At 70.6% G+C, this 18,666-nt stretch carries 19 protein-coding genes and 1 pseudogene; 11 read left to right on the top strand and 9 right to left on the bottom strand.

All coding sequences use genetic code 11. The features are described 5' to 3' along the window. The first annotated feature begins 38 nt into the window (after positions 1-38). Positions 39-377, top strand: coding sequence for a YciI family protein (locus KME79_RS23500; protein ID WP_219546330.1), 339 nt, complete (start codon positions 39-41; stop codon positions 375-377). Further along, positions 374-1,567 (top strand): RNA polymerase sigma factor, encoded by a 1,194-nt coding sequence (locus KME79_RS23495; RefSeq protein ID WP_219546329.1) that lies wholly within the window; start codon positions 374-376, stop codon positions 1,565-1,567. Before KME79_RS23500 ends, KME79_RS23495 begins: the two co-directional genes overlap by 4 nt. On the opposite strand, the gene KME79_RS23490 is transcribed toward KME79_RS23495, so the two are convergent. After that, positions 1,557-2,516, bottom strand: a complete 960-nt coding sequence (locus KME79_RS23490; protein ID WP_219546328.1) for a helix-turn-helix transcriptional regulator — start codon at positions 2,514-2,516, stop codon at positions 1,557-1,559. The two genes, KME79_RS23495 and KME79_RS23490, sit on opposite strands and share 11 nt — an antisense overlap. Before the next feature lie 85 nt (positions 2,517-2,601). Between KME79_RS23490 and KME79_RS23485 the strand changes: the two genes are divergently transcribed. Beyond that, positions 2,602-3,000: a VOC family protein gene (locus tag KME79_RS23485; RefSeq protein ID WP_219546327.1), complete on the top strand. Its 399-nt coding sequence runs from the start codon at positions 2,602-2,604 to the stop codon at positions 2,998-3,000. Between the two features lie 6 nt (positions 3,001-3,006). Here KME79_RS23485 and KME79_RS23480 read toward each other — a convergent pair whose 3' ends face one another. The 3 genes from KME79_RS23480 to KME79_RS23470 are packed head-to-tail and all read right to left on the bottom strand — an operon-like array spanning position 3,007 to position 6,190. Beyond that, positions 3,007-3,453 carry a response regulator gene (locus KME79_RS23480; protein WP_219546326.1) on the bottom strand — a complete coding sequence of 149 codons (447 nt, stop codon included), beginning with the start codon at positions 3,451-3,453 and terminating at the stop codon, positions 3,007-3,009. After that, complete coding sequence (locus KME79_RS23475) at positions 3,450-5,060, bottom strand: sensor histidine kinase (protein WP_308249023.1); 1,611 nt, start codon at positions 5,058-5,060, stop codon at positions 3,450-3,452. The genes KME79_RS23480 and KME79_RS23475 overlap by 4 nt, the downstream gene beginning before the upstream one ends. Further along, complete coding sequence (locus KME79_RS23470) at positions 5,057-6,190, bottom strand: PP2C family protein-serine/threonine phosphatase (RefSeq protein ID WP_308249022.1); 1,134 nt, start codon at positions 6,188-6,190, stop codon at positions 5,057-5,059. The genes KME79_RS23475 and KME79_RS23470 overlap by 4 nt, the downstream gene beginning before the upstream one ends. Positions 6,191-6,508: 318 nt before the next feature. Between KME79_RS23470 and KME79_RS23465 the strand changes: the two genes are divergently transcribed. The 3 genes from KME79_RS23465 (at position 6,509) to KME79_RS23455 (ending at position 10,785) form a co-directional block, all read left to right on the top strand. After that, the gene (locus KME79_RS23465) at positions 6,509-7,081 is read left to right on the top strand and encodes a YHS domain-containing protein (RefSeq protein WP_219546324.1); all 573 of its coding nucleotides are present in this window, start codon (positions 6,509-6,511) and stop codon (positions 7,079-7,081) included. A gap of 65 nt (positions 7,082-7,146) precedes the next feature. Further along, positions 7,147-7,626, top strand: a complete 480-nt coding sequence (locus KME79_RS23460; RefSeq protein ID WP_148031645.1) for a hypothetical protein — start codon at positions 7,147-7,149, stop codon at positions 7,624-7,626. A gap of 159 nt (positions 7,627-7,785) precedes the next feature. After that, positions 7,786-10,785 carry an AfsR/SARP family transcriptional regulator gene (locus KME79_RS23455; RefSeq protein WP_219546323.1) on the top strand — a complete coding sequence of 1,000 codons (3,000 nt, stop codon included), beginning with the start codon at positions 7,786-7,788 and terminating at the stop codon, positions 10,783-10,785. Between the two features lie 74 nt (positions 10,786-10,859). On the opposite strand, the gene KME79_RS23450 is transcribed toward KME79_RS23455, so the two are convergent. Continuing rightward, the gene (locus tag KME79_RS23450; protein ID WP_219546322.1) at positions 10,860-11,807 is read right to left on the bottom strand and encodes a helix-turn-helix transcriptional regulator; all 948 of its coding nucleotides are present in this window, start codon (positions 11,805-11,807) and stop codon (positions 10,860-10,862) included. On the opposite strand from KME79_RS23450, the gene KME79_RS23445 reads away from it, so the two are divergent. Further along, positions 11,782-12,978 (top strand): alpha/beta fold hydrolase, encoded by a 1,197-nt coding sequence (locus tag KME79_RS23445; RefSeq protein WP_219546321.1) that lies wholly within the window; start codon positions 11,782-11,784, stop codon positions 12,976-12,978. The two genes, KME79_RS23450 and KME79_RS23445, sit on opposite strands and share 26 nt — an antisense overlap. A gap of 48 nt (positions 12,979-13,026) precedes the next feature. On the opposite strand, the gene KME79_RS23440 is transcribed toward KME79_RS23445, so the two are convergent. Beyond that, on the bottom strand, positions 13,027-13,389 hold the full coding sequence (locus KME79_RS23440) for a nuclear transport factor 2 family protein (RefSeq protein WP_246640291.1): 363 nt from the start codon (positions 13,387-13,389) through the stop codon (positions 13,027-13,029). A gap of 43 nt (positions 13,390-13,432) precedes the next feature. Beyond that, entirely contained in the window at positions 13,433-13,753 is a 321-nt protein-coding gene (locus tag KME79_RS23435) for an ArsR/SmtB family transcription factor (RefSeq protein WP_219546320.1), read from the bottom strand. 44 nt (positions 13,754-13,797) lie between these two features. Here KME79_RS23435 and KME79_RS23430 point away from each other — a divergent pair, with 44 nt between their 5' ends. Beyond that, positions 13,798-14,163, top strand: a complete 366-nt coding sequence (locus KME79_RS23430) for a VOC family protein (protein ID WP_219546319.1) — start codon at positions 13,798-13,800, stop codon at positions 14,161-14,163. Between the two features lie 687 nt (positions 14,164-14,850). Next, positions 14,851-15,087, top strand: a complete 237-nt coding sequence (locus tag KME79_RS46465; protein WP_219546318.1) for a DUF3224 domain-containing protein — start codon at positions 14,851-14,853, stop codon at positions 15,085-15,087. Here KME79_RS46465 and KME79_RS23420 read toward each other — a convergent pair. Beyond that, complete coding sequence (locus KME79_RS23420) at positions 15,075-15,911, bottom strand: Vgb family protein (protein WP_219546317.1); 837 nt, start codon at positions 15,909-15,911, stop codon at positions 15,075-15,077. The genes KME79_RS46465 and KME79_RS23420 overlap by 13 nt on opposite strands. Continuing rightward, a complete protein-coding gene (locus KME79_RS23415; RefSeq protein WP_246640305.1) occupies positions 15,905-17,380 on the bottom strand; it encodes an ABC-F family ATP-binding cassette domain-containing protein in 1,476 nt (491 codons plus the stop codon). The genes KME79_RS23420 and KME79_RS23415 overlap by 7 nt, the downstream gene beginning before the upstream one ends. 72 nt (positions 17,381-17,452) lie before the next feature. Between KME79_RS23415 and KME79_RS23410 the strand changes: the two genes are divergently transcribed. Both KME79_RS23410 and KME79_RS47470 read left to right on the top strand, forming a co-directional pair. Next, a complete protein-coding gene (locus KME79_RS23410; RefSeq protein ID WP_246640290.1) occupies positions 17,453-18,040 on the top strand; it encodes a TetR/AcrR family transcriptional regulator in 588 nt (195 codons plus the stop codon). 333 nt (positions 18,041-18,373) lie between these two features. Further along, positions 18,374-18,654, top strand: a pseudogene (locus tag KME79_RS47470) (hypothetical protein); the annotation flags it as partial. Positions 18,655-18,666 lie beyond the last annotated feature (12 nt).

The following is an 18,666-nucleotide window of genomic DNA, read 5'->3' as shown; positions in this document are numbered from 1 at the left end:
GGGCCGTTCGTATAACGGGTGAGAGAGAGGAAAAGCCGATGAAGCAGTATCTGCTCAGCATCTACCAGCCTGACGGCGACCCGCCGCCGCCCGAGGTCCTGGAGCCGGTCATACGGAAGCTGGACGCGCTCAACGAGGAGATGCGGACGGCCGGCGCGTGGGTGTTCGCCGCCGCCCTGCACCCGCCGAGCACCGCCACCGTACTGCGGGCGAAGGACGGCGACGTGCTGATGACCGACGGCCCGTACACCGAGGGCAAGGAGCACCTGGGCGGCTTCACCGTCATCCAGGCGCCCGACCTCGACGCGGCGCTCGGCTGGGGCGGCAGGCTGGCCGAGGTCGTCGGGCTGCCGATCGAGGTCCGCCCCTTCCGATGACCGACGTCGAACGCGTCTTCGCCGAGCAGTACGGCCGGGCCGTGGCCGTGCTCACCCGCATCCTCGGCGACATCGACCTCGCCGAGGAGGCGGTCCAGGACGCGTTCGCCGTCGCGGTCCGGCGGTGGCCCGAGGAAGGGCCGCCGCCCTCCCCCGCCGGATGGATCATCACCACCGCCCGCAACCGCGCCGTCGACCGGCTGCGCCGCGAGTCCGCGCGGGCCGGGAAGCACGCCCAGGCGGCCCTGCTGCACGCCCGTGACGAACCCGCCGAGGAGGGGCCCGTGCGCGACGACCGGCTGCGCCTGATCTTCACCTGCTGCCATCCGGCCCTGTCCAGGCCCGCCCAGGTGGCGCTGACGCTGCGGCTGCTCGGCGGCCTGGGCACCGCCGAGATCGCGCGTGCCTTCCTGGTGCCGGAGACGACCATGGCGCAGCGGCTGGTGCGCGCCAAGGGCAAGATCCGCGACGCGCGCATCCCGTACCGGATCCCGCGCGAGGCGGACCTGCCGGACCGGCTGCGACCGGTGCTGGCCGTCCTCTACCTGATCTTCAACGAGGGGTACGCGGCCGGGTCCGGCGAGCGGCTGGTGCGCGAGGACCTGTGCGCGGAGGCGATCCGGCTGGGGCGGCTGCTGGCGGAGCTGATGCCGGACGAGCCGGAGGTGCTCGGCCTGCTGGCGCTCATGCTGCTGCTGGAGTCGCGCCGCCCGGCCCGCACGACTCCCGACGGCCGGCTCGTCCGGCTCGCCGACCAGGACCCGCGGCTGTGGAACGATGAGCTGGCCGAGGAGGGGCGGGAGCTGGTGCGCCGCTGCCTGCGGCGCGACCGGCCGGGGCCGTACCAGATCCAGGCGGCGATCAACGCCGTGCACAGCGAGCCGCCGACCGACTGGCGGCAGGTGGTGGCGCTGTACGACCTGCTGATGGCCGTCGCGCCGAGCCCGGTGGCGGCGCTCAACCGCGCGGTCGCGGTCGCCGAGGTGTCCGGCCCGCGGGAGGCTCTCGGCCTGGTCGAGGCCCTCGACCTGGACCGCTACTACCTCTTCCACGCCGTACGCGCCGACCTGCTCAGGCGGCTCGGCCGTACGCGGGAGGCGGCTCGGGCGTACGAGGAGGCGATCGCCCGTACGGAGAACGGGGCGGAACGGGCGTTCCTGCAGGAGTCCCGCGCGGCGCTCAGCCGCTGACCCCGGCCGCGCTCGCGTAGCGGGCGGCCAGCTCGCGCAGGTGGGCGCGGAGGTCGGGCGGGTCCAGCACCTCGAACCCGACGCCCAGGCTGCCGAGGAAGCCCGCCAGGTCGTGCAGCGAGTCGCCGCCGGTCTCCAGCAGGGCGCCGTCGCCGTCCGCGGTGAGCAGCCCGGCGGCCGGGGTGAGCCGATCCGCCACCACCTCGACGGGGGCGTGCAGGCGGACCCTGGCCTGGTGGCGCCAGGCGGTGGAGCCCGCGCCGCGGACCACTCGGGTCGCCGCGTCCTCGTCGGGCAGCTCGCGGGGGGTGAAGCGGGGGCCGTTGGGGACGCGGAGGGTGAGGCGGTCCGCGCGGAACGTCCGCCAGTCGCCCCGCGCGGTGTCCCAGGCCAGCAGATACCAGCGGCGGCCGGTGTGGACCAGCCGGTGCGGCTCGGCGGCCCGGGTGCTGACGGTCCCGTCATGGCCCTGGTAGTCGAAGCGGAGCGTCTCCCTGGCGCGGACGGCGTCGGCGACGGCGGTCAGGGTCGCCGCGTCCACGGTGGGGCCGCGGCCGGTGACCGAGACGGTCGCGTCCCGTACCGCCTCGATGCGGTGGCGCAGCCGCGACGGCAGCAGCTGCCGCAGCTTGGCGAGCGCGCGCAGCGAGGTCTCCTCGATGCCGGTGACCGTGCCGCCGGCGGCGGCGTGCAGGCTGACCGCCACCGCGACGGCCTCCTCGTCGTCGAGCAGCAGGGGCGGCAGCGCGGCCCCCGCCCCCAGCCGGTAGCCGCCCGCGGTGCCGGTGGTCGAGGAGATCTCGTAGCCCATGAGGCGCAGCCGCTCGACGTCGTTGCGCACGGTGCGGGTGGTCACGCCGAGCCGCCCGGCCAGTTCGGCGCCGGTCCAGCCGGGGCGGGCCTGGAAAAGTGACAGCAGCCGCAGCAGCCGCACCGAGGTTTCCAGCATGCCCCCGATGATGCCACCCGTTGAGGAAACGCACGTTCCTCAACGGCTCCTAACGTGGGTCCTACCAGAACGAAAGGGGCATCACATGTTGCGCGGACTCGCGACGATCAGCTACTGGGCCGACGACCTGGAGGCGGCCAAGCGGTGGTACACCGAACTCCTCGGCGTCGAGCCGTACTTCCACCGGAACGGGCCCGACGGGCGGCTCGGCTACACCGAGTTCCGCATCGGCGACCATGAGGCCGAGCTCGGCCTCATCGACAGCGCCTGGCGCCCGCACGGTGGGGAACAGGCCGGGGTGGTCGCGTACTGGCACGTCGACGACGTGCGGGCGGCCTACGAGCGGCTGCTGGCGATGGGCGCCAAGGAACACCAGGAGATCATCGAACGGGGTGAGGGCTTCGTGACCGGGTCCGTGGTCGACCCGTTCGGCAACATCCTGGGCGTCATGTACAACCCGCACTACCTGGAGCAGGTGGGCTGATCCGGGCTAGTGGCTGCGGCCCGGCAGTCGCACCACCGTGACGAAGAACTCGTCGATCTGCCGTATCACGGCCATGAACTGGCTCAGGTCGACGGGTTTGGTCACGTAGGCGTTCGCGAACAGCTTGTAGCTGCGCAGGATGTCCTCCTCGGCGGAGGACGTGGTGAGCACCACCACCGGGATGGCCCGCAGCTCCGGGTCGCCCTTGATCTTCTCCAGGACCTGACGGCCGTCGTACTTGGGCAGGTTGAGGTCGAGCAGGATCAGGTCGGGGCGCGGCTTGCCCTCGTGGTCGCCCCGCCGGTAGAGGAAGTCGAGCGCCTCCAGGCCGTCACGGACCACGTGGAGGTTGTTGCCGATCTTGTTGTCCTCGAAGGCCTCCCGGGTGATGAGCTCGTCGCCGGGGTCGTCCTCGACGAGGAGCACTTCGATGGGTTGTCCGATGGAGCTCATGTACGGGATCCTTCTGAGCTGGCTGTGGCGGCCGCGAATCGGGCCTCCGAGGAGAGCGTGTCAGAACGAAGCGTAAAGCAGATCCGGATTCCGCCGTCCTGGTATGCGGTGTCCAGCCAGATTCGTCCGCCGTGGTTCTCCACGATCTTCTTGCACATCGCCAGGCCGATCCCGGTGCCGCTGTAGGCCTCGCGGCTGTGGAGACGCTGGAAGATGACGAAGATCTTGTCGGCGAACTCCGGGTCGACGCCGATGCCGTTGTCGGTGAGTGAGAAGCGCCACTCACTCACCTCCACCTGCTCATGGTCGATCCGGATGACCAGCGGGCGGTCCGGGTGGCGGAACTTGATGGAGTTGCCGATGAGGTTCTGCCAGAGCATGGTCAGCAGCATCGGGTCGCCGGTGATCTCCGGCAGGTCGTCCGGCCGTTCGATCGTCGCGCCCGACTCCTCGATGCCGGTGGCCAGGTTGTCCAGCGCCTTGTCCAGCTTCAGGTTGAGGTTCACCGCCCGGCGCGCGTCGTACAGCCGGCCCACCCGCGAGTAGCTCAGCAGGTCGTTGATCAGGCCCTGCATGCGGGTGGCGCCGTCGACGGCGAAGCGGATGTACTGCCGGCCGCGGTCGTCGAGCGCGTCGGTGTAGCGCTTCTCCAGCAGCTGGCAGAAGGTGGCGATCTTGCGCAGCGGCTCCTGCAGGTCGTGCGAGGCCACGTAGGCGAACTGCTCCAGCTCGGCATTGGAGCGGCGCAGCTCCACCGCCTGCGCGTCGAGGTCGGCCGCCTGCGTGCTCAGCGTCGCCTCGTGCTCGCGGGAGGTCTCCAGCGCGGCCACGAGCTTGGTACGCATCGCGTCCACGTCCAGCGCGACCTCGCGGATGTCGGCCGGTCCGTGGGCCGGGATCGGGTGGTCGAAGTTGCCCTCGGCCACCTCGCGCGAGGCCATGCGCAGCTCGTCCAGCGGCCGGACCACGGCCCGGCGCAGCAGCACGGCCATCGCCAGCCCGGCCACCAGGAACGTCGTGATCATGGCGGCGAACATCCAGTTGCGCAGGGTCTGCGCCTGGATCAGCTCGTCGCGCGCCTGCTGGCGGCTCTGCGCCAGGCTGTCGTTCAAGGTGTCGGTCAGCGCCCGGATGCGGTCGAACGCGGGCTTGCCGCTCTCCATCTGCGCGTTGCTGATCGGGTTGTCGGCCTGCCGCTCCGCGACGAGCGGCTCGGCGTAGCCGCGCCGCCAGGCGGCGGACGCCTCACTGATCTGCCGCAGGTGGGAGAGGATCTCCGGCTCGTCGCGGACGAGCTCCTCGACGCGCTCGTGGTGGCGCTGCTCGTCGGCCATGCCGCGCTCGTACGGTTCGAGCAGTTGCCGGTTCCCGGTCAGCAGGAACCCGCGCACGCCGGTCTCCTGGTCGAGCAGGGTGCCCTGGAGCTCGGCGGCCTCGATCCGCGCCGGCGAGATGCGGTCGACCAGGTCGTCCGCCAGGTCGGTGGTGCGTTGGAGCATCACCGCGGCGATCACGCCGAAGATCATGACCACGATCATGATCGCGGCGAGCACGAGCAGGAACCACTGATGGACGGTGAGCCGCCGCCACGCGGTGCCGGCGTTCACTGCTCCTCCTTCCAGCGCAGATGGACGACAGCGACGTCGTCGGCGGAAGCGTCGGGCGCGGTGGCCTGCTCGGTGCCGGAGATCAACGCGTCCACGAACTCCTCTCCGTTCAGGTGGGCGTGCCTGCGCGCCACCGCGAGCAGGCCCTCCTCGCCCAGCAGTCGCATGCCGTCGCCGGGCAGCCGGCGCTCGAACAGCCCGTCGGTGAACAGCGTCAGCCCGCCGCCCGCGGGCAGCTCCAGCTCGGTCGGCTCCCACTCCGACTCCAGGGGCAGCCCCAGCGCCGGGCCGATGCCGGGCTCGGCCCAGGTGACCGAGCTGCCGGAGTGGACCAGCAGCCCCGGATGGCCCGCCCGCCAGACGCGGACCGTGCGCTGGTCGGACTCCAGGGCGAGCGTCGACATGGTCACGAAGATCTCGTCGCCGCCGCGCTCGGCCCGCAGGACGCGCTCCAGCTGGCGCAGCAGGGCGGTGCCCGTCACGCCGCTGAGCACGAGCGTGCGCCACGCGATGCGCAGGCACACGCCGAGCGCGGCCTCGTCGGGGCCGTGGCCGCACACGTCTCCGATCATCGCGTGCACGACTTTGTCGTCGTCCTCCACCACGTCGAAGAAGTCGCCGCCGAGCGTGCCCGACACGCGGCTGGCGCGGTAGCGGGTGGCCACCTGGATCGGCATCTGCTGCAGCAGCGGCGTCGGCAGCAGGCCGCGCTCCAGGCGGGCGTTCTCCTCGGCGCGCAGCCGCTCGGCGTGCAGCGCCACCGCCGCCTGCTCGGCCTGCTTGCGCTGCATCGCGTAACGGAGGGTGCGGCCCAGCCACTCGCCTTCGACGCGCCCTTTGACGAGGTAGTCCTGGGCGCCCGCGGTGACCGCGGCGAGGCCCGCCTGCTCCTCGGCCAGCCCGGTCAGCACGACCACCGCGGCGTCGCCGCTCGCCTCCCGCATCGCGGCCAGCGCCGACAGGCCGCGCGCGTCGGGCAGGCCCAGGTCGAGCAGCACGCACTGGACCCGCTGCTGCGCGAGCAGGTGGCGCGCCTCGTCCAGCGATCGCGCCCATTCCAGCCGCACCGACAGGTCGCCGTCTTCCAGCAGCTCCCGCACGATGAACGCGTCTTGGGGGTCGTCCTCCACCAAAAGCACCAGCGGAAGAGCGGGGGGATCCCCAGCGATCATTCCGGCACCGCCACCCTCTCCAGACAGCGCCGTGTGGCTGTCGTCCTCTTCCGGTCGATGGACAGTGCCCGCAGCAGGGGTCATCACACGTGAACCGCGGGCCCATCCGGTAACGATCTGGACTCAGCATAAGGGCTGTTCGTACCTGTTCATCCTCCTCTGAGCTGCTGACGGTCCCCTGGAGGACGCTCTGGAGCCGGCTGACAGGAGCTTGTGCGTGATCTGACAGCGCGTCCACGCAGCCTCGGAGACGACACCACACCGGGAAGGACAATCATGCTTTTCATCGAGGTCTACGCCCGCCGGGGCGCGTTCGGTCAGGAGGAGCTGCGACAGATCGCCGCCAGGCTGGCGCCCAGCCGGATCTTCGCCGCGACCGAGAGCGACGAGGAGGCCGCCGACCCCGGCGTGCTGGCCCTGTTCGACTCGCTCGGCCACGTGGTGGTGCACGAGCCCGCGATCTGGGTGACCGCGGGTCCGGCGCGGTGCGTGGTGAACGTGTACGCGCCGGCCTGGGCCAAGGAGATGAGCGAGCACCTCGTCTCCGAGGTCACCGCCGCCGTGCCGGGCGGCGACGCGATCGTGCACGTCTTCGGCGTCCCTCAGGGCGGGTACGGCATCGGAGGGCGGGTGCGCCGGTCGTCCGACATGCTCACCATGATCGAGGACGCCAAGCGGGAAGCGCCCGCGGAGGCGCCACCGGGGACCTACGTCGACCCTGTGTGCGGGGCCACGGTGGCGAAGGAGAAGGCGGTCACGCTGGAGCTGGACGGGCAGACGTACGGGTTCTGCTGCCCCCACTGCCGCGGCCACTTCGCCAAGGGCCGCCGTGAGGAGGCCGCCACCTGACCGCCGTCGTATGACTCGCTTATGACGCCGCTGAGGACACTGGGGGAAACCCCTGAGGAGGCGCCATGAAGCGATTACTCATTCCCCTGCTCATGGTCACGGTGCTGGTCGCGTCGGCGTGTAAGTGGGACGAGTCGTACGTCCTCGTCGGCGGCAAACGCGTCGGGGAGTGGACCCTGCGGTACGGCGATCCGCAGTCATACGACATCACGCTCTACAGGAACGGCAGCGGCCGTTATCTCGGAGTCTCCTCGATCATTCTCGGGCACTACAAGAACCTGCGGGCCCGGGGCCGCTCCGTCGAATCCGCCGCCAGGAAGACCTTGAGCGACATCCTGCGGCCCGCGTGCCGTGACATCCGCAACCAGGCCATCAGGGCCAAGTGCAACGAGGCGACCGGCGGCGGCCGGTGGTCGGACTTCCGTGGGGCGCTCGTGGACATCGACCACAACAGGGGCGGGTGCCTCACCATTTCCATCCGCGGCAGGACGACACCGAACTGGACCTGGCGTCCCCGTACGGATCGGCACTGCAGGCCCGGCTGAGCGACGGCCTGAAAATGGCGCGCGCCGGCGGCGCGCGCCATTTTCCACGCCTGTCAATTATCGCTACTCATCTGTCAACATGCCGGAGGTCTGTGAGGCAGAACACGTTACACTCGCCGTGATCGATTTCCTCGGTGCCGCTGCGGTTCGGAGGACAGCGTGGACGGCGTCGTCTGGTTCGGCATACTCGGCCCGCTGGAGGTGACGGCGTCCGGGCGACCGGTGACCGTGGCCGGGCGCAGCCAGCGCGAACTCCTGGCCGTGCTGTTGCTGAGGGCCAACCGGCCGGTCGAGGTCGACTTCATGATCGACTCGCTGTGGCCGGGCCGCTCCCCTCCCTCCGCCCGCAGGCAGATCCAGAACAGCGTCGGCCGCCTGCGCCGGACGCTCGTCGCGGGCGGCGTCCCGGCCACGACGCTGGAGACCCGGCGCGGCGGCTACCTGCTGCGCGTCCTGCCCGGCGAGCTCGACGCCCTCTCCTTCGCCCGGCACGTCGAGTCGGGCCGGCGGCTCGCCGCGGACGGCCGCGCCGACGACGCGGCGGCCCGCCTGCGCGCCGCCCTGGCGCTGTGGCGCGGCCGGCCGCTCGCCGAGCTGGACAGCCCGGTCGCCGTGGCGCAGGCGCGACGGCTGCTGGAGGACCGGACCGCCGTCCTGGAGGAGTGCGTGGCCCTGGAGCTGCGGCTCGGCCGTCATCACGAGGTCATGGGCGACCTGAAGACGCTGGTGGAGGAGCATCCGCTGCGGGAGCGGCCGCGCGCGCTGCTGATGACGGCGCTGCACCGGGCCGGGCGCACGGCGGAGGCGCTGGAGGAGTACCGCCGGGCCCGCGCGACGTTCGTGACGGAGCTGGGCCTCGAACCCGGGGCCGAGCTGCGGGACCTCCAGCACGCGATCCTCACGGGCGCGCTGGACGCACCGCCCGCGCCGCGGGCGGATCGGACGCGCCCGCGCCAGTTGCTCCCGGACATCACCGACTTCACGGGACGGGAGGACCTCGCCGACCGGCTGGAGACCCTGCTGCGGACGGCCGGCACCGCCACCGGCGTCGTGGTCGCGGCCGTCGCGGGCCAGGCGGGCGTCGGCAAGACCGCGCTCGCGACGCACGTCGCCCACCGCGTGTCCGCATCGTTCCCCGACGGGCAGCTCTACGTGGACCTGGGCGGCGGCCAGGCCCGCCCCGCGGAGCCCGTCGAGGTGCTGGCCAGGTTCCTGCGCGCGCTCGGCGCGCAGGGGCACGAGATCCCGCCGGGACTGGAGGAGCGGGCGGAACAGTACCGCTCGGCGGTGGCCGGCCTGCGGATGCTCGTGGTGCTCGACAACGCGGTGGACGAGGCCCAGCTCCGGCCGCTCCTGCCGGGCACGCCGGGCTGCGCGGTGCTCGTCACCAGCCGGTCCAGGCTGGCCGGGCTGTCCGGCATGGTCCTGGTCGAGCTGGGCGTCCTGGAGGGCGGGCAGGCCGTCGACCTGCTCGCGCGCATCGTCGGAACCGGCCGCGTCGAGGCGGAGGCCGACGCCGCCCGCGACCTCGCCCGGCTCTGCGGGCACCTGCCGCTCGCGCTGCGGATCGCCGGCGCCAGGCTGGCGACCCGCCCCGACTGGCCGCTGGCGGAGCTGGTGCGGCGCCTGGCCGACGAGCGCCGCCGGCTGGACGAGCTCACCTATGGCGACCTGGAGGTGCGGGCCGGCCTGTCCTTCAGTCACGCCAGGCTCAGCGCGGCGTCCCGGCGGCTGTTCCACCTGCTGGGACACCTGTACGCGCCGGAGTTCGCGTCCTGGGTGTGCGCCGCGCTGCTCGACACCACGACGGACGGGATCGGCCCCCTGCTCGACGAGCTCGTGGCGGCCCAGCTCCTGCAGCCGTCCGGAACCGGCCGCGCCCGATACCGGCTGCACGACCTGGTCCGGTTGTTCGCCAGGGGGTCGGGGAGCGAGGATCCGCGGCCGGCGATCGCCAGGGCCCTCGGCGGCTGGCTGGCGCTCACGGAACGCGCGCACATCGCGGTGTCCGGCGGCGACTTCGCCACCTTGCACAGCGACGCGCCGCGCTGGACCGCGGGCCTGCCGGACCTGCCCGCGGATCCGCTGGCCTGGTACGACCTGGAGCGGCTCAACCTGATGACGGCGGTGCACCAGGCCGCCACCGCGGGCCTCGACGAGCTGTGCTGGGACCTGGTCGCCAGCGGTTACACGCTCTTCCTCACCCGCGGGCACAACGACGACTGGGAGGAGACGCTCAGGGCGGCGCTGACGTGCACCCGTCTGGCGGGCAACGCGCGCGGCACGGCGACCATGCTCATGGGGCTCGGGCTGCTGGGCACCTACCGGCACGACTACGCCGGCGCCGCCGAGGCGCTGGAGGAGTCGATGCGCCTCTTCCGCGAGATCGGCGAGCGGCAGGGCCTGGTGTACGCGCTGGGCGTGGCGGCGCACGTGGACGGGATGCTCGGCCGCTACGACCACGCGGTCGCGCTGCACGAGGAGGCGCTGGAGGTCCACCGCGCCTCCGGCGACCTCGGCGCCGAGGTCCTGCTGCTGCGCTCGCTCGGGCAGCTCCTCGTGGAGATAGGCCGCCTGGAGCACGCCAGGCCGCACCTGGAGCGGGCGCTCCTGGCCGGACGCGACGGTGACCGGCGGGTGCACGCCGAGGTCCTGTACTGGCTGGGGCAGCTCCACCTCGCCGCCGCGGAGGTGGGACCGGCCGAGTCGGCGTTCAAGGACATGCTCGCGATCGCGGAGGACCTCGCCGACCCGCGCGAGGAGGCCGAGGCCCGCTACGGTCTCGGCCTGGTCCGCCTGAACACCGGGGCGCTCGGCGCCGCGGCCGGCCTCTTCAGGCAGGCCCTGGCGCTGAACCGGCCTCTCGGCGAACCGCTGACCGAGGGCCGGATCCGGACCGCTCTCGGCATCCTGCACTGCCGGAACGGCCAGCCGCGTCAGGCGATCGGCCATCTCACGGAGGCCGCCGGGATCTTCGACACGATCGGCATCCCGCTGTGGAGCGGGCGGGCGTACCGGGCGCTCGCCGACGCGCGCGAGGCCCACGGCGACCGGACCGCCGCCCACGCCGCCAGGAAACGCGCCCTCACCCTGTTCACCTCGGTGGGCGCGCCCGAGGCGGCCGACATCGCAGGACCCGACGCCGACCGACCACCCTGAGACCGCCGCCTGATGTGATCATTAAGCAAACCACCCTACGGTTCTGACGTACTCGGTCCGGTCAGGTGACGGTCTCAGCGGTAGCGTTCGGCGAGCGCGTTGCCGATCGAGGCCAGGTGGTCTCGGACACCCGGAGGGCCGGTCACCTCGAGCCATTCGACCAGCCCCGCGAGCTCGCCGGCGAGCGTGTACTCGTCGTAGCCGCGGATCACGACCTCGATGCGGCCGTCGGCCGTGGAACCTCCCACCTCGAGCCGAGCACCGAGCCCCATCCGGAGTATGCCGATCCCGTGGGGAACGCAGACCGCCTGGACCTCCACCGGTGTTCGTTTGCGGTCGACCTCGTCGGCGATCTCGCGCCAGCTCTCGGCGAGGTCGAAGTCCTCGGGCCGGTGCACGGGATCGCCGGTCGGGTCGGCGGATGACACGCGGTCGATCCGGAAGGTCCGCCGGCCGGTCTCGGTGGTGGAGACGAGGTACCACGACGGGCCTTTGGCGACGATGCCCAGCGGGTGGACAGTTCTCTCGGTTTCGGCGCCGTCGCGGTCGACGTAGCCGAGCCGCACCTGGACGCCGCGGATCACCGCGTCCTGGAGCTCGTCGAGGAAGCGAGGCGGTCGGCGCTCGACCGGGCTCGACCCCCATCGCTGCGGGTCCATGACCAATGACGACGCTGCCGCCTCGGCCTGCGTCCGGAAGGGCTCCGGCAGGGCATGGACGAGCTTGCGCAGAGCCGCTTTCACGGCCGGCGTCGCAGCCGAGGCCGGGCCGGCGACCAGGAACAGGGCGCGGGCCTCGCTCGCGGTCAATCCGGACAGGTCGGTACGGGCGCCGCCCACCAGGCGCCAGCCGCCACCTCGGCCCTGCACCGAGTACACGGGCACCCCGGCCATGGCCAGGGCGTCGAGGTCGCGGCGGGCGGTGCGCTCGGAGACCTCCAGCTCTCGGGAGACCTCTGCTGCTGTCACCTGCTCGCGCCGCTGCAGCATCAGGAGGATGGCCACCAGCCGGTCGGTTCGCACGCCGACAAAACTCTCACACGAAACCGGTCGTGGGGTGACCGGTTTTGGTCGGCAGGATGGCGATACGACCTCACCGGCGAGGTCGACCGCAAGCGAACACCCGGGCCTGTCAGGGGTGCGCCGGCGCCCGATCATCCGCAAAGACAATGAGGAACACGCGATGCTCAATTTTCCCAAGCCCACCCTTATTCCGGTCAACGGTGTGGAACTCGAAGTCTTCGAAGCAGGCCGAGAAAACGAGGGAAAGCCTGTCGTGCTTTGCCACGGCTGGCCGGAGCACGCCTTCTCCTGGCGTCACCAGATGCCCGCCCTCGCCGCGGCCGGTTACCACGTCATCGCACCGAACCAGCGGGGTTACGGCAACTCGTCCCGCCCGACGGAGGTGACGGATTACGACATCGAACACCTGTCGGGTGACCTCGTCGCGCTCCTCGACCACTACGGATACCAAGACGCCACCTTCGTCGGCCATGACTGGGGTGCGTTCGTCGTCTGGGGACTGACCCTGTTGCACCCCGGCCGTGTGAACAAGGTGATCAACCTGAGCCTGCCCTACCAGGAGCGCGGAGAAAGGCCGTGGATCGAGTTCATGGAAGACATGCTCGGCGGCGACTTCTACTTCGTCCACTTCAATCGGCGGCCGGGCGTCGCGGACGCCGTATTCGACGACAACACCTTCCGATTCCTCCGCAACTTGTATCGCAAGAACGTGCCCTTCGCGGCCCCTGAGCCGGGCATGGCGCTGATGAATCTCGCCAGGGCGGACACACCCCTCGGCGAGCCCGTCATGAGCGACAGCGAACTGGCCGTCTTCGTCTCGGCATTCGAATCATCGGGATTCACGGGCGGCATCAACTGGTACAGGAACCTCGACCGCAACTGGCATCTGCTGGCGGACGTGAACCCGATCATCCAACAGCCCGCCCTCATGATCTACGGCGACCGGGACCTGGCGATCCCGAGGTCCGGAAACCTGACAGAGTTCGTGCCCAACGTGGAAGTGGTCGGCCTGGACTGCGGTCACTGGATCCAGCAGGAAAAGCCCGAAGACACGAACCAAGCGATCCTCAAGTGGCTGGAACAGCAGGATGTAGTGTCTCGCGATCCGGTTCGTGTCACCGGAAGCTCGTCGCCCTCCAGCACGCATGAGCCTCGGACCCACCATGAGTGAATCTCGACAAGGCCCAGATTTCACGCGAACTGAAGGTGGTCGGCTAGGTCAATCGGTCGTGCCGGCGTGCACGGCGATGATTCGCCAGCCGTGCTCCTCGCCGTACAGCCACGTACGGGTGTAGCGCATCCTGGCCGCGAACGGCGTACCGGAGACGGTCCCTTCGACGGTGCCGAGAAACCACGTCACCCCGGTGTGCCCATCGGCGAGCACGGTCAACTCCTCCTCGGCCACCTTCGTCAGCACCTGCGCCCGAGTGCGGTGCAGCTCCAGGTCGTCCGCCTTGGTCGCGACGTTCCCACCGAAGGTGAAGATCAGCCGATCATCCAGCAGCCGATCCAGCGCCTCGACATCTCCAGCGAGCTGCGCGGCCTGGAGTCGGCGCTCGGCGTCCCGCAAGTCCTCCATCATGAGGTCCACCCTCCCAGCCGGCGCCGTATCCGCGCCGGGACGTTCACGCTCGGCTGATCTTCGCAGTCCGCTCCAGGGACTCCGATCGTCTCGGCCGGGCGTATTGCGCGGACCACGTGGCGATCTCGGTAAGCGGAGAAGGCGCGAGGGTGTAGATGCGGCGACCGGCGTGCTCGGTGTAGCTCACCAGAGCGGCCCGACGCAGGATGCCCAGGTGTTCTGAGACGGTCGACTGGCAGGTGGTGAAACTGTTCGCGAGCTCCCCGGCCGTGCGCGGCCGTTCGAAGAGCAGTTCGATGATCTTCCGTCGGGTCGGATCGGCGATCGCTCGAAACGGATCTCCATCAGCCTGTGGTCGCCCCATCCCGCAATGATAGGGTATCGGCGAAACCCGATAGAAGGAGCGCCGTGCAGTTCATCTCCGTCGTGTCGGTGCCGGTCAGCGACCAGGACCGAGCCAAGAGCTTCTACCTCGACAAGCTGGGCTTCGACCTCATCGCTGAGTCCACTTTCGGCGATGAGATGCGCTGGATTCAGGTCGGCATCCCCGGCGCTCAGACCAGCCTGACCCTGGTGACCTGGTTCGATGAGATGCCGCCCGGGTCGCTGCGCGGCCTGGTCATCGATTGCGAAGATCTTGACAAGGAGTACCGCGCTCTCACCGAGCGCGGCGTTGCGTTCATCGGCCCCCCGAGTCAGCAGCCCGGCGGTGTCTTCGCCATCCTCAGCGACCCCGATGGCAATCTCATCAGCCTCCGGCAGGCCGGCAGCTAAGGCCCCTGACGCCCAGCGGCGATCGAGAGAGTGGCCTGCTACCGGATCGTTCGCCCTCCTGACGATCCGGCACAGGCGGGGATTGTCGGTGTTGCGGTTGCGCCAGGCGATGCAACGGCGGATCATGCTGCCCTGCTCGCGGTGGCCGGCGTGGTCGGCGCCGTTGAGAGTGAACGCCCGCAGCGCGGTGAACTGGGCCTCGATCCGGTTCATCCCCGAGGAATCGGCCAGCGTGTAGGCGATCTCGACGTTGTTCGCCTGCGCTCACCCGCCGAGCCGCTCGTCCTTCTTGGTGCTTGTGCGAGCTGAAGTTGTCACAGATGATCGCCCTCCGGACGTCGGTCGGGCAGAGGCTGCGCAGGTAGCGGCAGAACTCCAGGAACTCACCGCGCCGCTTGCGCCTCTTGATGTGTCCGTACATCTTGTTGCGGCCCAGGTTCAGGGCGGCGAACAGGTGCCGTACCCCCTTGGGTGCGGGTGTAGGTCGCGCGCATACGTGGTCGGGGTCCTTGTGCCTGCCGCCGCGGTCGGTGGCCGCCCACCGGCCCTGGACACTCACGGCGTCGAGATGGCCCGGCCCTGTATGACATCACGGGCGCCGACGGCAAGCGCCGCTACACCCGTCGCTCAGATCGCCGAACGGCTCGGCGTCAGCCGCGCCACGCTTTACCGCCAGGCGTCGCTGAGGTGCTCACCACGCAGGGAACGGCGGGCGGGGGCTACGTGGCCTCCGAAAGGATCGAGGGCGTGCTGGACGGTCGGCACGGCACCATCGTCATCCAGCACGGCGGCCTGGCCGACGGCCCTGATCAGTCCAGCTACGGGAATATCATCCCCAATTCCGGGACCGGGGACCTGGCCGGAATCTCCGGCCAGGCGATGGAGTTCGAGTTCCAGGTGCTCACGCTCGCCTACACGCTGTGACGCGTCAGGGCACCGGACTCCATCGCGACCCAGATCGCCCCGTCCGGACCGACGGCGAGGCCGTGAGGTTCCGCGCCCTCCAGCGGGAACTCCTCGATCTTCCCGTCGGTCGTGACACGGGCCAGCCTGCTGGCACCCCACTCGGTAAGCCAGAGCGCGCCGTCCGGCCCGGCCACGATGGCGTGCGGCCGGGCGGCGCGGTCGGGCAGCGGGAACTCGATGATCGCGCCCGAGGTGTCGATCCGGCCGACCTGGCCGGCGCCGATCTCCACGAACCACAGCGCGTCATCCGGTCCCGGGGAGATGCCGACCGGTGCCGCGCCCGGTGTGGGCAGTGGGTACGTCGACGCCTCGCCGCCGGTCGTGATGCGGCCGATCGCGTTGCCCTGGTTGAGCGTGAACCACAGCGCGCCGTCCGGCCCTGCGGTGATCGCGGAGGGCATCGCGCCGGTGCCGGGCAGCGGGTACGACGACACCTGCCCGTCTGGGGTGATGCGTCCGATCCGGTCGTCCTGCAGTTGGGTGAACCACATGGCCCCGTCGGGGCCGGCGGCGATGCCGTACGGCGAGGCCACATCGAACGTGGTGACAACGCCGTCCACGGTGATCCGCCTGATCCGGCCGCCGGCGAACTCGGTGAACCACAGCGCGCCGTCCGGTCCCGGGGTGATGACCGTGGGCTGACCGTCGGCCGGATCGAGAGGGAACAGCGTGGGTTCCGCACCCGGCACGACCCGGCCGATGCGGCCCTGATGGACGAGGGTGAACCAGAGCGCGCCGTCGGGGCCGCAGGTGATGCCGTACGGTGAACCGTCGATCAACATGAAAGAGCGATCTCCTTACCGGTGAAGCGACGCCGTAGCGCCCGGTCGTGCGTGACCACCACGAGCGTGCCCTGGTAGTCGCCGAGCGCCTGCTCGAGCTCCTCGACCAGGGTGAGCGAGAGGTGGTTGGTGGGTTCGTCCAGCAGCAGCAGGTCGTGTTCGCCCGCCAGCACTTCGGCCAGCGCCAGTCGCCGCCGCTGGCCCTCGGACAGTGCGCCGACTTTGAGGTGCAGCGCCTCGCGGTGGAACAGGCCCGTCGCGAGCAGGGCTTCTGGGTCGCCGCCGTAGGTCTCCATGACCGTCTTTTCGGGGTCGAAGGTGACTTCCTGCGCGAGGTAACCTGCCCGCCGACCGGCCTGGGCCGCGATAGCCGCCAGCAGCGTCGACTTGCCCGCGCCGTTCGGCCCGGTGATCAGCAACCGGTCGCCCGGTTCGATCCGCAGCCTGCCGTGGTCGACGTGCGTGCCAGCGCCCGCGAACCTGCCGCGGAAACACAAAGGCTTGGGCGGTCGCGGTACCGGGTCGGCTTCTAGGCGGCGCAGGCGTTCTGTGGCTTGCCGTACCCGCGAGGCGACCGAGCTTTGCACGCGGCCGGCGTTGCGGTCGTAGGCCATCTTGTTGTTGTCCTTCATCTCGCGGCCCCGCGCGACGCGGCGCGCCGTGGTCGCGGCGAACTCCTTGACCTGCTCAACCTCCTCCCGCCAGGCGGCGTAGGCCTGCTCCCAGCGCTGCCGGGCGGCCGCCTTGTCGGTCAGGAATCCGGTGTAGCCGCCGCCGAACCTGGTGATCGTGCCGCCCTCGACCTCGAGGATCGTCGTGGCCACCCGGTCCAGGAAGGTCCGGTCGTGTGAGATTGCCACCACCGTGCCCTTGTGGGCGCGCAGCCGGTCCTCCAGCCAGGTGAGCGCCGCCTCATCCAGGTGGTTGGTGGGCTCGTCGAGCAGCAGGATCTCTGGTGAGGCGGCCAGCACGCAGGCCAGGCCGAGCCGGGCCTGCTCGCCGCCTGACAGGGTCGACAGCTCGCGTGAGCGCTCGATCTGGGCCAGGCCGAGCCCGTGCATGGCCTTGTCGACACGGGCGTCGGCCTCGTATCCGTCACGGGCCTCGAAGGCGGTGAGCAGTTCGCCGTACAGGGTCAGGTCCTGCTCCTCGGCGGCGCGCTGCATGTCGCGCTCGAGTGCGCGCAGCTCGGCCAGCGCGGCGTCGACGGCCTGCTGGACGGTGTGGTCGTCGGGCAGGTTGAGGGTCTGGCCCAGGTAGCCGACGCCGCCGGCGGCCGCTACCGTCACCTCACCGTCGTCTGGCTGGTCCACCCCGGCGATGATCTTGAGCAGCGTGGACTTGCCGGAGCCGTTCTCGCCGACGACTCCGGCGCGCTCGCCGGGCCGGATGCTGAAGGTGAGCTGGTCAAGGACGCGGTGCTCGCCGTAGGACTTCGAGACTCCCCGGAGGGAAAGCTGTGTAGGCAGAGGTACTCCAATCGCAACTACTGTTGCTTTAAGCTAGCATAGAAATCCCTCCTAACGCAACTGGAGTAGACTTTGGACAAGCGTCCCGGCGGTCGCAGCGCCCGCGTGCGCGACGCCGTACGACAGGCGACCCTCACCGAGCTGGCCGAGCACGGCTACAGCGGGTTGACGGTGGAGAACGTGGCGATCCGCTCGGGCGTGCACAAAACCACCGTGTACCGGCGATGGGGCAGCGCGGAGGGCCTGATCGCCGACGCGCTCGAACTGGCCAGGGAGGAGCCGTGGCCGCTGCCCGACACCGGCTCACTCCGCGAGGACCTGCGGGAGATCGCCGGGCTGGTGCGAAGCGGGTTCGCCGATCCGGTCGCCGGGCCGATCTCCGCCGCATTCGTGTCGGCCGCCGTACAGAGCACCGGGCCCGCGCAGGCGCTGCACGACTTCTTCGCCGCCCGCCACGAACAGGCAGCCGAAGTGGTGCGGCGGGCGGTCGCGCGGGGCGAGCTCCCTGCGGACACTGACGTGGCAGACGTGATCAGAACGGCCGTCGCGCCCATCTACTACCGGCTATTCATCACCCACGAACCGGTCACCGAACGCGACGCTGAACGTGCGGCGGATGCTGCCCTCGCCGCCGCCCGCGCCGGCATTCTGCACTCCTGACGCCCGATACGCAGGGGGTGGAGAAGCTTCAGGGGTGGAAAGGAAGCCGCAACGGCGGCCGTTGCGCGTCCGGACAGGCTCGCATGCGTGGCGAACACGCGGCACTCACCGGGCCCCTCCCTGGTCAGTCGCTGCGCATCGACGAAGCAGCGGCCCTTCCCTCACCGCCGGTCGTGTTGTCCGGCCGACTGATAGCGGTACTACGGCCGGGCCTCCTGGCAGCTACCCGGGCCGGACTTCCACCGGCAAGCGACGACGAGCTCACGAACAACCGGATCCACCACTACGTCACGGCTTCACCTCCTGCTCTGCTGGGCGCACGGAAAAGCCTCACTGATCGTGGTGCGACGTGGTGAGCTGACCGACAAGGCGTGGTCGCGGATCGAGCCGTTGCTGCCGGTGACCGATGGCCGGGTTGTCCCTGGCGCGATCACCGGCAGGTGGTCGACGGCATTTGTGGCGGCTGCGCCCATCAACACGCGGCCGGAGCCCGCAAAAAGGGGGACGACGGCGGGACGATCGATACGAAGCAATCGCAAAACCGGCAGGCGCTCGGACGATCCCGCAGCGGACGGACCACCAAGCTGCATCTGCTCGTCGAAGCCCGCGTCCGCCACACCGAATTG

The sequence above is a fragment of the Nonomuraea harbinensis genome, from assembly GCF_019396385.1.
In the GTDB taxonomy this organism is placed as follows: Bacteria; Actinomycetota; Actinomycetes; order Streptosporangiales; family Streptosporangiaceae; genus Nonomuraea; species Nonomuraea ferruginea.
Note: the sequence above shows the minus strand (reverse complement) of the source record. Positions and strands in the feature narration are given on the sequence as shown.

Bases quoted from the DNA above. Each gene is read 5' to 3' on its own strand.
- KME79_RS23460 (WP_148031645.1), top strand. From the start codon at position 7,147: ATGAAGCGATTACTCATTCCCCTGCTCATGGTCACGGTGCTGGTCGCG.
- KME79_RS23480 (WP_219546326.1), bottom strand. From the start codon at position 3,453: ATGAGCTCCATCGGACAACCCATCGAAGTGCTCCTCGTCGAGGACGAC.
- KME79_RS23440 (WP_246640291.1), bottom strand. From the start codon at position 13,389: ATGATGGAGGACTTGCGGGACGCCGAGCGCCGACTCCAGGCCGCGCAG.
- KME79_RS23495 (WP_219546329.1), top strand. From the start codon at position 374: ATGACCGACGTCGAACGCGTCTTCGCCGAGCAGTACGGCCGGGCCGTG.
- KME79_RS23445 (WP_219546321.1), top strand. From the start codon at position 11,782: ATGGCCACCAGCCGGTCGGTTCGCACGCCGACAAAACTCTCACACGAA.
- KME79_RS23465 (WP_219546324.1), top strand. From the start codon at position 6,509: ATGCTTTTCATCGAGGTCTACGCCCGCCGGGGCGCGTTCGGTCAGGAG.
- KME79_RS23490 (WP_219546328.1), bottom strand. From the start codon at position 2,516: ATGCTGGAAACCTCGGTGCGGCTGCTGCGGCTGCTGTCACTTTTCCAG.
- KME79_RS23500 (WP_219546330.1), top strand. From the start codon at position 39: ATGAAGCAGTATCTGCTCAGCATCTACCAGCCTGACGGCGACCCGCCG.
- KME79_RS23435 (WP_219546320.1), bottom strand. From the start codon at position 13,753: ATGGGGCGACCACAGGCTGATGGAGATCCGTTTCGAGCGATCGCCGAT.
- KME79_RS23420 (WP_219546317.1), bottom strand. From the start codon at position 15,911: ATGTTGATCGACGGTTCACCGTACGGCATCACCTGCGGCCCCGACGGC.
- KME79_RS23485 (WP_219546327.1), top strand. From the start codon at position 2,602: ATGTTGCGCGGACTCGCGACGATCAGCTACTGGGCCGACGACCTGGAG.